Here is a 9,503-nt window from a genome sequence, read left to right on the forward strand (position 1 = left end):
CCATTCTAGTCCGGTGCGCTAATACAAGGGTGGGCAAAGGCGCAAAGCGCCGTGCCCACCATCTCGCCGTGAGGAACAAAAGAAGCCGTGGGCACGCTTCCGCCTTCGCTCTTCGAGCTACGGCGGACAAGTCGCTTTGCCCACCCTACGGCAGTGTGTGTGAAGGCTGTAACCTACGCCGCCGTATCCACCTTCAGCACCCCGCGGCGGATCTGATCTTCCTCGATCGACTCGAACAGGGCCTTGAAATTGCCCTCGCCAAAGCCGTTGTCGCCCTTGCGCTGGATGAACTCGAAGAAGATCGGGCCGATCGCGTTGGCCGAGAAGATCTGCAGCAGCACCTTGGTCTGGCCGCCGTCGACCACGCCCTCGCCGTCGATCAGGATTCCATTCTTCTGGAGCCGTGCAACGTCCTCGCCGTGCTTGGGCAGTCGCGCGTCGATCTTCTCGAAATAGGTCTCGGGCGGCGACGGCATGAAAGGCAAGCCGGCCGCGCGCAAGCCCTCAATCGTGCCGTGGATCTCGCGGCAGCCGCAGGCGATGTGCTGGATGCCCTCGCCGCGATAGATTTTCAGGTATTCCTCGATCTGGCCGGAATCGCCGGCGTCCTCGTTGATCGGAATCCGGATCTTGCCGTCCGGGCTGGTCAGCGCGCGCGAGAACAGGCCCGACGCGCGGCCCTCGATGTCGAAGAAGCGGATCTGGCGGAAGTTGAACAGTTTTTCGTAGAAGCCGGTCCAGACATCCATGCGGCCGCGATGGACATTGTGGGTGAGATGGTCGAGATAGAACAGGCCGGCACCGACCGGCCGCGGGTCGCGCGCACCGAGCCACTCGAACTCGGCATCATAGGCGGAGCCCTTGGCGCCGTAGCGATCGACGAAATAGAGCAGGCTGCCGCCGATGCCTTTGATCGCGGGCACATCGAGCGTCTTCTGCGCGGAAGGCACATCTGCTGGCTCCGCACCGAGCGCGACCGCGCGGTCATAGGCCGTCTTCGCATCGACCACGCGGAACGCCATCGACGGAGCACAGGGACCGTGCGCGGCGACGAACTCGTAGCCGTGGGTGCCGGGCTCCTCGTTGACGAGATAATTGATGTCGCCCTGGCGATAGACCGTGATCTTTTTGGTCTTGTGGCGCGCGACGGGCGTGTAGCCCATCAGCTTAAACAAATCATGCAGCTCTTGCGGATCGGGATGCGCATATTCGACGAACTCGAACCCGTCGGTGCCCATCGGATTTTCGGCGGTGATCGTGGCCGGGGGTGCATCGTGCGGAAACGGACCCATGGTGTTCTCCCAATTTGCTGCTGGGATGAACTATCCTTCACGAGACGTGCAATGAGCGTGCAAACGGGACGCGTTTTGGCTATCATATGCACGATCCGTGCATTAGATGGACAAAGGACGCATGATTTCCGTGGATGCCTTCGACCTCAAGATCCTGGGCGCGCTCCAGGATGACGGCCGCCTCACCAACCAGGAGCTCGCCGATCTCGCCGGGCTGTCGGCCTCGCAATGCTCGCGGCGGCGGATGCGGCTGGAGGAGGAGAAGGTGATTGCCGGCTACCATGCCGACCTCTCCAGCGAAGCGCTCGGCTTCGGCGTGATCGCCTTCATCCAGGTGGGGCTCGCGACCCACTCACCGGACAATTCAAAGCGCTTCCGCACCCTGGTGAACCGGATCGACGAAATCCAGGAGGCCTATTCGCTGACGGGCGATGCCGACTACGTGCTCAAGGCCGTGCTGCGCGACCTGAAGGGGCTCTCCAACCTCGTCAACGACGTGCTGATGCCGCACCAGAGCGTGGCGCATGTGCGTTCCTCGATCGTACTGGACAGGCTGAAAGAAAGCTCACGGCTGCCGCTGAAGGAGATCAAGCCTGGCTGAAATCGAGGGAACTACGCCATTCGCGTCGCGCGCTCGATCTGCGATGATCCCGGCCAGCTTTTGGAGATTCAACCATGGCCCTCCAGCTTCGACCGAACTGCGAAAATTGCGATCGCGACCTGCCGCCAGATGCGACGGATGCGCGGATCTGCTCCTATGAATGCACGTTCTGTGCGGACTGCGTGGAGACAAAGCTCTTCAACGTCTGCCCGAACTGCGGCGGCGGTTTTGCCCCGCGCCCGATCAGACCGACGCAGGAATGGCGCCCCGGCGTGTGCACGACCAAGCAGGCGCCGTCCGACAAGCGGGTGCATTTGAAATACAGTGTGGAGGACGTGGCGGCGCATTGCGCGCGGGTCAAGGACGTGGCGCCGGAGAGGCGATAGACTCTATCCACCTACTCCGCCGCCAAAATCGTCCCCTCGACCTCGCCGAACCCGACGCGATAGCCGTTGCCCTGGCACCAGCCGCGCATCACGAGGCTGTCGCCGTCCTCAAGGAACGCACGCTTGGCACCGCCGGGCAATTCCGCCGGCTCGGTGCCGTTCCAGCTGATCTCCAGCAGACTGCCGCGCTGATTCTTCTCCGGGCCCGAGATTGTGCCGCTGCCGAGGAGATCGCCGACATTCATCGCGCAGCCAGAGGAGGCGTGATGCATCAGCTGCTGCACCGAAGACCAGTACATGTATTTGAAGTTGGTCCGGCTGATGCCGGCAGGCGCGTTGGCACCGGCCGCACGCAAGGAGACATCGAGCTCCAGATCATAATTCTGCGGCCTGGCCTGCTTGAGATAATCCAGTGGCACCGGTTCCTGCACCGGCCCCTTCAGACGAAACGGCTCCAGCGCCTCGCGCATCACCACCCAGGGGCTGATCGACGTCGCGAACGCTTTTGCCAGGAACGGACCGAGCGGCACATATTCCCATTGCTGGATGTCGCGCGCGCTCCAGTCGTTGAGCAGCACGAAGCCGAAGATCATCTCCTCGGCCTGGCTCTCCGTGAGCATGCCACCCATGGCTGAGGGCTGGCCGACCACCACACCCATCTCCAGCTCGAAATCGAGCCGCTTGCACGGTCCGAAGCTCGGCACCTCCACATTCGGCGGCTTCAGCTGCCCGCGCGGACGCTTCACTTTGGTGCCCGAGACCACGACGGTGGACGCGCGGCCGTTATAGGCGATCGGCATATGCAGCCAGTTCGGCTGCAGCGCATTGTCCTTGCCGCGGAACATCACGCCGACATTGGTGGCGTGCTCTTTCGACGAATAGAAGTCAGTGTAGCCGGAGACTGCGAACGGCAAATGCAGTCTTGCCTCGCGCATCGGCACCAGCGCCTGCTTGCGCAGCTCCTCATTGTCGCGCAGCTCCGGATGATCGTGACGCAGCAACTCACTGATCCGCGCCCGTGTCTTGGTCCAGACCTTTGGCCCGAGCGCCATGAAGGGATTGAGCGAGGAGCCGGAGAACACGCCGAGTGGGCCGACATCGAGCCGGGAATCCTGCTCAAGCTCCCAGAGATCGAGCACGAAGTTGCCGATCGCAACGCCGACCCGCGGCGTCGGATTGGCCGCAGTCGAGAACACGCCATAGGGCAGGTTCTGGATCGGGAAGTCGGAGCCGGGGTCGATTTCGATGAAGGAGCGGAGGCTGGGATCGTTGGGGTGCGTTGTCACTTTTCGCTCGGTCTCTTTTTTTCCTTCTCCCCTTGTGGGAGAAGGTGGCGCGAAGCGCCGGATGAGGGGTTCTATCCGCGAGTCCGAATGAGAGAGGCTTGTTCGCGGAGGCAAACCCCTCACCCGTCTCGCCGCTACGCGGCGAGCCACCCTCTCCCACAACGGGAGAGGGAAAAACCACTACGGCCGGTTCGGATCGAACCGCTTCTCGAGTCCCTTCCAGCAATCCGCGTAATCGTCCTGCAGCGTCGAGGCATTCGCGGCATGCGCCGTCACACGCTGCGGGTAGCGGGTCTCGAACATGAAGGCCATGGTGCCCGTGAGCTTCACCGGCTTCAGCTCGCCATTGCTGGCGTGCTCGAAGGCGTCGCGGTCGGGGCCGTGCGGCAGCATGCAATTGTGCAGGCTGATGCCGCCGGGGACAAAACCCTGCGGCTTGGCGTCGTAGACGCCGTAGATCAGGCCCATGAACTCGCTCATGATGTTCATGTGATACCAAGGCGGACGGAAGGTGTTGTCGGCCACCAGCCAACGCTCGGGGAAGATGACGAAATCGATATTCGCGGTGCCCGCCGTCTCCGACGGCGAGGTCAGCACCGTGAAGATCGAGGGATCGGGATGATCGAAACCGATCGCGCCGACCGGCGAGAAGGTACGCAGATCGTATTTGTAGGGCGCGTAATTGCCGTGCCAGGCGACGACGTCGATCGGCGAATGCGGCAAGGTCGTCTTGAACAGCGCGCCGCCCCACTTCACGAACAGCTCGGTCGGCGTGTCCTTGTCCTCGTAGTGCGCGACCGGCGTCAGGAAGTCACGCGCGTTCGCAAGGCAGTTGGCGCCGATCGGCCCGCGTTCCGGCAGCGTGAAGGCGCCGCCATAGTTTTCGCAGAGATAGCCGCGCGCGGGACCATTCAGAATTTCGACGCGGAATTTGACGCCGCGCGGGATCACCACGATCTCGCCGGGCTCGGCGTCGATGCGGCCGAACTCGGTGACGAGGCGCAGATTGCCCTGCTGGAGCACGAACATCATCTCACCGTCGGCATTGTAGAAATGCTGATCGACCATCGACTTGGTGATGAGGTAGACATGCGCGGCCATGCCGGCCTGCGTGTTGACGTCGCCGGCGGTCGTCATGGTCTGCACGCCCTGGAGGAAGGTCGTGTCCTCCTTCGGGATCGGCGCCGGGTCCCAGCGCAGCTGCGCGATCGGGAGATCGTATTCGTGGCACGGCGCCGAGCGCCACAGGCCGGCATCGGCCTTCTCGAAGCGGCCGGAATGCTTCACCGAGGGGCGGATGCGATAGAGCCAGGAGCGCTCATTGGTGCCGCGCGGCGCGGTGAAGGGCGAGCCCGAGAGCTGCTCGGCATAGAGCCCGTAAGCGCAGCGCTGCGGCGAGTTGCGCCCGATCGGCAGCGCGCCCGGCAGCGCTTCGGTCTCGAAGCTGTTGCCGAAGCCGGACATGTAGCCCGGCGTCACCTGCGCCGAGCTTCGGATGATTTGATCAGGCGAGGTATTGATGTTCATGACTATCCTCCTCCTTGCAGGGCAGCCCACATGTCCTGGTCGCGCTTGTCGGTCCAGATCACGGGATCGTCGATGCCCGACGCCTCGTCATAGGCGCGCGACACGTTGAACGGCAGGCAGTGCTCGTAGATGGCGAAGCTATGGAATTTCGGATCCATCACCTCGCGGGTCGCGGCCATCGATTCCTTTAAGCTGCGGCCCTTGGCAACGGAGACTTCAGCCGCGCCATAGAGCGAGGTGACGAAGTCGCGCGTCATCGCGATGGCTTCGCGCACCGTGCCGGTGCCCTTCAGCGCATCGCCACGACCCGGCGCGATCGCCTTGGGATTGAAATTGCGGATCTCGTTCAGCGTCAGCGGCCACTCGCGCAGATGCGCATCGCCGCAATAGCAGGCCGAGTGATATTCGATGAGATCGCCGGAGAACATCACCTCGGCATCCGGCACCCAGGCGACGATATCGCCGGAGGTGTGACCGGCGCCGAGCTGCATCAGCCGCACCTCGCGCTTGCCGAGATAGATCGACATCTCGCCTTCGAAGGTCAGCGTCGGCCAGGTCAGGCCGGGAATGCTCTGGGCATCCTGGAACAGACGGGGAAAACGGCCATACTCGGAATCCCAATCCTGCTGGCCGCGCTCCTCGATCAGTCGATAGGTCTCCTGCGAGGCCACGATGCCCTGCGCCTTGTAGGCGGAGGCGCCGAGCACGCGCACGGCGTGATAATGCGACAGCACGACATATTTGATCGGCTTGTCGGTGACGGTGCGGACGCGCTCGATCACCTTGTTGGCCATCGCCGGCGTCGATTGCGCATCGAACACGAGGCAGCCGTCGTCACCGACGATGATCGCCGTATTCGGATCGCCCTCGGCGGTGAATGCGTAGAGATCAGTCCCGATCTCGGAGAAGGTGATCTTCTTCTCGGAGAGATCGCCGGTGGATGCGAAGTTCTTCGCCATCAATTCGTCCTTCACGTCTTGGGTTATTGTTGTTGCTGTTGTTGTTGCTGCTGGCCGTCGATCATGCGGCGTTTCGCCAGCACGAGCGCGTCCCGCAGCACGTCGATATCGCCGATGTGGTTGGCGAGGATCAGCACCAGCGCCGCATCGAAATCGGCGCTCTGCTCGTCGGTGAGGCCGCGATGCGCTTCGACGATGGCGCGAAAGGCATCGTCGGGCCGCGCGAAGTTGGAGCTGGTGGAAAGCGGCATATGAGACCTCAATTCAGACCTGCGGCGCGCGACAGCGCGGCCGCGATCGCTTCACGCGTCGGATGGCGGAAGCGCGCCGCGACGTAGCCGTCCGGCCTGAGCAGATAGGCGGAGCCCGGCTCGGCGTCATAGCGCTTGGCGATGAGGCCCAAGGAATCGGCAAGTCCGCCCTCGCCGCCGATACGAATATCCTTGACGCCACCGGGCACATCGACCGGCGCACCATTGCTGAACGAGAGCAAAGTGAAGTCCGTTCCATCCTTACGGAACGCGTCTGTCAGATAGGCCTGCTCGCCCGCGCGCGTCGCGACCGGTGCATCGAGCATGGAGCAGCCCGGCGATGGTCCGCTGCGCCAGGCATCCGCGTCGCGCGATGACAGCGGAGAATCATAGCTGCATGGCACCGACAGCCGGCCGCCATTGACCATGCGCTTGCCGAACTCGGTTTCCTTGGCGAGCGCCAGCACTGCCTGGCGCAGCCGGGCCTCCTGATGCGAGTTCGGCGCCATGAAATCGGTCGAGCGGGTGGATTCGCGGATATTCTCGTCGGCAGCCCCGCTGCGCTCGACATGGTAGCTTTCGAGCAGGCTTGCGGGCGAGGTGCCGCGCAGCACGCGGTCGAGCTTCCACGAGAGATTCTCGGCGTCCTCGAGGCCCGAATTGGCGCCACGCGCGCCGAAGGGCGAGACCTGGTGCGCGGAATCGCCCGCAAAAATCACGCGGCCGTGGATGAAGCGGTCCATGCGCCGGCACTGGAATTTGTAGAGCGAGATCCACTCGAACTCGAACTTGTCGTGGCCGAGCATGCGCGCGATCCGCGGCCGCACGTTCTCAGGCTTCTTCTCGACTGTGGGATCGGCATAGCGATTGAGCTGGAGATCGATGCGCCAGACGTCGTCGGGCTGCCGGTGCAGCAGCGCCGAGCGTCCGGCGTGAAATGGCGGATCGAACCAGAACCAGCGCTCGGTCGGGAATTCCGCCGTCATCTTGACGTCGGCGATCAAGAACTGATCCTCGAACACCTGCCCGGCAAATTCAGCCCCGACCATCTGCCGCAGTGAGGACCGTGCGCCATCGCAGGCGACGACATATTGCGCGTGCAGGCGATAGGCGCCTTCGGGTGTCTCGATTGTCAGCGCAACGGAATCGTTGCGTTGCTCGACCGCCGTCACCTTGTTGCGCCAGCGCAGGTCGATCGCGGGCAGATCGCTGATGCGATCGACCAGATAGGCTTCCGCGTAATATTGCTGGAGGTTGATGAAGGCTGGCCGCTTGTGGCCGTCCTCAGGCAGCAGATTGAACTGATAGAGCTGGGACTCGCCGTGAAAAATCCGGCCAACGCTCCACACCACACCCTTGTCGACCATGCGGTCGGCGACGCCGAGCCGGTCCCAATATTCCAGCGAGCGCTTCGAGAAGCAGATCGCCCGCGAGCCCTCGCCGATGCGGTCGGCATCATCCAGAAGGACGACGCGCTGGCCGCGCTGGGCGAGATCGATCGCCAGCGACAGCCCGACGGGCCCTGCGCCGACGACCACGACCGGATACTCGGCCGGACTTTGGCCGGGCCGGTCCTGGTCGGCGTGACGGCGATAGCCGAACTGGGTTTTGGCCTGATGCGTATTGGCGCCCGCCATACACTAACCTCGGCTCTGGTCAGGAGAGGACTGATCTGCTAGATAGTCTCACGTGCAACTATTTTGGACCGGAGCCGGCCGGCCGTCAACTGAAATTCGGAGCGCTCTCCTTGGCGAGGACATCCAGCGACATCGCGCTGAAGACAAGAGAAGCCGACGCGGCTTCACCGCGGCCCAAATCGCGACTCGATCTGTTCAGATTCGTGCCGTTTCGCCTCAACCGGCTCGCGGCGGAGGTCAGTTCCGCGCTCGCGGTCGAATATCAGGAACGTCACGGCCTCGACATTCCGGCCTGGCGCGTGATTGCCACGCTTGGCTTCCGCAACGATGCCTGCAGCGCGCAGTACATCTCGCAATGCACCCGCACGCACAAATCCACCATCAGCCGCGCCGTGACGGCGCTGCTGCAAGACGGCCTGATCGAGCGGGTCGAGAACGAAGCCGACCGCCGCGAATTCCGCCTGCAGCTGACGAAGAAGGGCCGCGCGCTCTACGAGGAGCTGTTCCCGCGATTGCTGCGGCGGGAAGACGAGATCCTCGCCTGCCTGTCCGCGCAGGAGCGCAAACAGCTCTCGGCGCTGCTCGGCAAGATCGAGGAAAGCCTCGACCTGATCCAGACCAGCGAAGAGGCCGACGCCAAGCAGGCGTATTAGGGCGTGTACTATGGTTGAGCAAAGATGCGCCTCGACCGGTTGAGAAAGCTTGCCAGGCCGGTGACGGCACTGGCTTACATGGCAACGCTGCTTGTCGCGTTTGCCGCAACTCGCGCATACGCCGCCGACATCGGTTATCTGGCTCCCCCCGGGGTCGCTGCAAACGAGTTTCCCTCACCGCCGCGCCCTGTTGCACGGATCGTCAGCCCGCAGCGCGCCGCCGAAGAGCGCCGCGACGCCCTCAATGAGGCCGGCCAAATCGCGCGTGCTCTTGAACTGAAACCAGGCATGACAGTCGGCGACATTGGAGCAGGCAGCGGCTACCACACGGTCAGGCTCTCGCACCTCGTCGGCCCCGCCGGCTCTGTCGTTGCCGAAGACGTCACGCGGGATTACCTCGTCGAGCTAGCCAAACGAACCGAACGGATGAAGTTGACGAACGTGCAATTCGCGCTCGGCGAACCACACGACCCGCGCCTGCCCGCTTCATCGCTGGATGCCGCAATCCTCGTGCACATGTATCACGAGATAGCCCAACCCTATGCCTTCCTCTACAATCTCGCGCCCGCCTTGAAGCTGGGTGCGCGGGTCGGAATTGTCGATCTCGAGCTTCCGACGTCGAAGCACGGCACGCCAATTGAACTCTTGCGCTGCGAATTGACCGCCGTCGGCTATCGCGAGGTCGCCGCATATCAGCTCGCAGGAGACGGAGGATATCTGGCGGTATTCTCTCCGCCGGCGCCAGCGGCACGAAAATCTCCCCGCGATATCGTTGCTTGCGCGGATCCGGCCGGCACTCGCTGACACCACGCCGGCCAGCCCGTCTCAGAGGCTGAACATGTCCGAAGAAGAGGTCAGACCGGAAGTTGCCGGCCGAGATCCAGGCCGGCGCTTTTGACCCTGGCTGTGTG

At 63.3% G+C, this 9,503-nt stretch carries 10 protein-coding genes; 4 read left to right on the top strand and 6 right to left on the bottom strand.

Features of this window, described 5'->3' with window-relative positions:
* Positions 1-173 precede the first annotated feature (173 nt).
* Positions 174-1,292, bottom strand: coding sequence for a 4-hydroxyphenylpyruvate dioxygenase (gene hppD / locus FXB40_RS40515; RefSeq protein ID WP_148777866.1), 1,119 nt, complete (start codon positions 1,290-1,292; stop codon positions 174-176).
* Between the two features lie 121 nt (positions 1,293-1,413).
* On the opposite strand from hppD, the gene FXB40_RS40520 reads away from it, so the two are divergent.
* On the top strand, positions 1,414-1,893 hold the full coding sequence (locus FXB40_RS40520) for an Lrp/AsnC family transcriptional regulator (RefSeq protein WP_148777867.1): 480 nt from the start codon (positions 1,414-1,416) through the stop codon (positions 1,891-1,893).
* Between the two features lie 74 nt (positions 1,894-1,967).
* The gene (locus tag FXB40_RS40525) at positions 1,968-2,279 is read left to right on the top strand and encodes a DUF1272 domain-containing protein (RefSeq protein ID WP_148777868.1); all 312 of its coding nucleotides are present in this window, start codon (positions 1,968-1,970) and stop codon (positions 2,277-2,279) included.
* Between the two features lie 11 nt (positions 2,280-2,290).
* On the opposite strand, the gene fahA is transcribed toward FXB40_RS40525, so the two are convergent.
* The 5 genes from fahA to FXB40_RS40550 all read right to left on the bottom strand — a co-directional run bounded on the left by fahA (position 2,291) and on the right by FXB40_RS40550 (position 7,939).
* Entirely contained in the window at positions 2,291-3,565 is a 1,275-nt protein-coding gene (gene fahA / locus FXB40_RS40530; protein WP_148777869.1) for a fumarylacetoacetase, read from the bottom strand.
* A 180-nt stretch (positions 3,566-3,745) separates the two neighbouring features.
* Positions 3,746-5,092 carry a homogentisate 1,2-dioxygenase gene (gene hmgA, locus FXB40_RS40535; RefSeq protein WP_187437482.1) on the bottom strand — a complete coding sequence of 449 codons (1,347 nt, stop codon included), beginning with the start codon at positions 5,090-5,092 and terminating at the stop codon, positions 3,746-3,748.
* Between the two features lie 2 nt (positions 5,093-5,094).
* Positions 5,095-6,051 carry an MBL fold metallo-hydrolase gene (locus FXB40_RS40540; RefSeq protein ID WP_148777871.1) on the bottom strand — a complete coding sequence of 319 codons (957 nt, stop codon included), beginning with the start codon at positions 6,049-6,051 and terminating at the stop codon, positions 5,095-5,097.
* Positions 6,052-6,074: 23 nt separating this feature from the next.
* Positions 6,075-6,302 carry a DUF2783 domain-containing protein gene (locus FXB40_RS40545; RefSeq protein WP_148777872.1) on the bottom strand — a complete coding sequence of 76 codons (228 nt, stop codon included), beginning with the start codon at positions 6,300-6,302 and terminating at the stop codon, positions 6,075-6,077.
* Between the two features lie 8 nt (positions 6,303-6,310).
* Entirely contained in the window at positions 6,311-7,939 is a 1,629-nt protein-coding gene (locus tag FXB40_RS40550; protein ID WP_148777873.1) for an FAD-dependent oxidoreductase, read from the bottom strand.
* Between the two features lie 110 nt (positions 7,940-8,049).
* Here FXB40_RS40550 and FXB40_RS40555 point away from each other — a divergent pair, with 110 nt between their 5' ends.
* Both FXB40_RS40555 and FXB40_RS40560 read left to right on the top strand, forming a co-directional pair.
* The gene (locus tag FXB40_RS40555; RefSeq protein WP_148777874.1) at positions 8,050-8,592 is read left to right on the top strand and encodes a MarR family winged helix-turn-helix transcriptional regulator; all 543 of its coding nucleotides are present in this window, start codon (positions 8,050-8,052) and stop codon (positions 8,590-8,592) included.
* Positions 8,593-8,670: 78 nt separating this feature from the next.
* The gene (locus FXB40_RS40560; protein WP_148777875.1) at positions 8,671-9,396 is read left to right on the top strand and encodes a class I SAM-dependent methyltransferase; all 726 of its coding nucleotides are present in this window, start codon (positions 8,671-8,673) and stop codon (positions 9,394-9,396) included.
* Positions 9,397-9,503 lie beyond the last annotated feature (107 nt).

It is taken from the genome of Bradyrhizobium rifense, from assembly GCF_008123425.1.
GTDB lineage: Bacteria > Pseudomonadota > Alphaproteobacteria > Rhizobiales > Xanthobacteraceae > Bradyrhizobium > Bradyrhizobium rifense.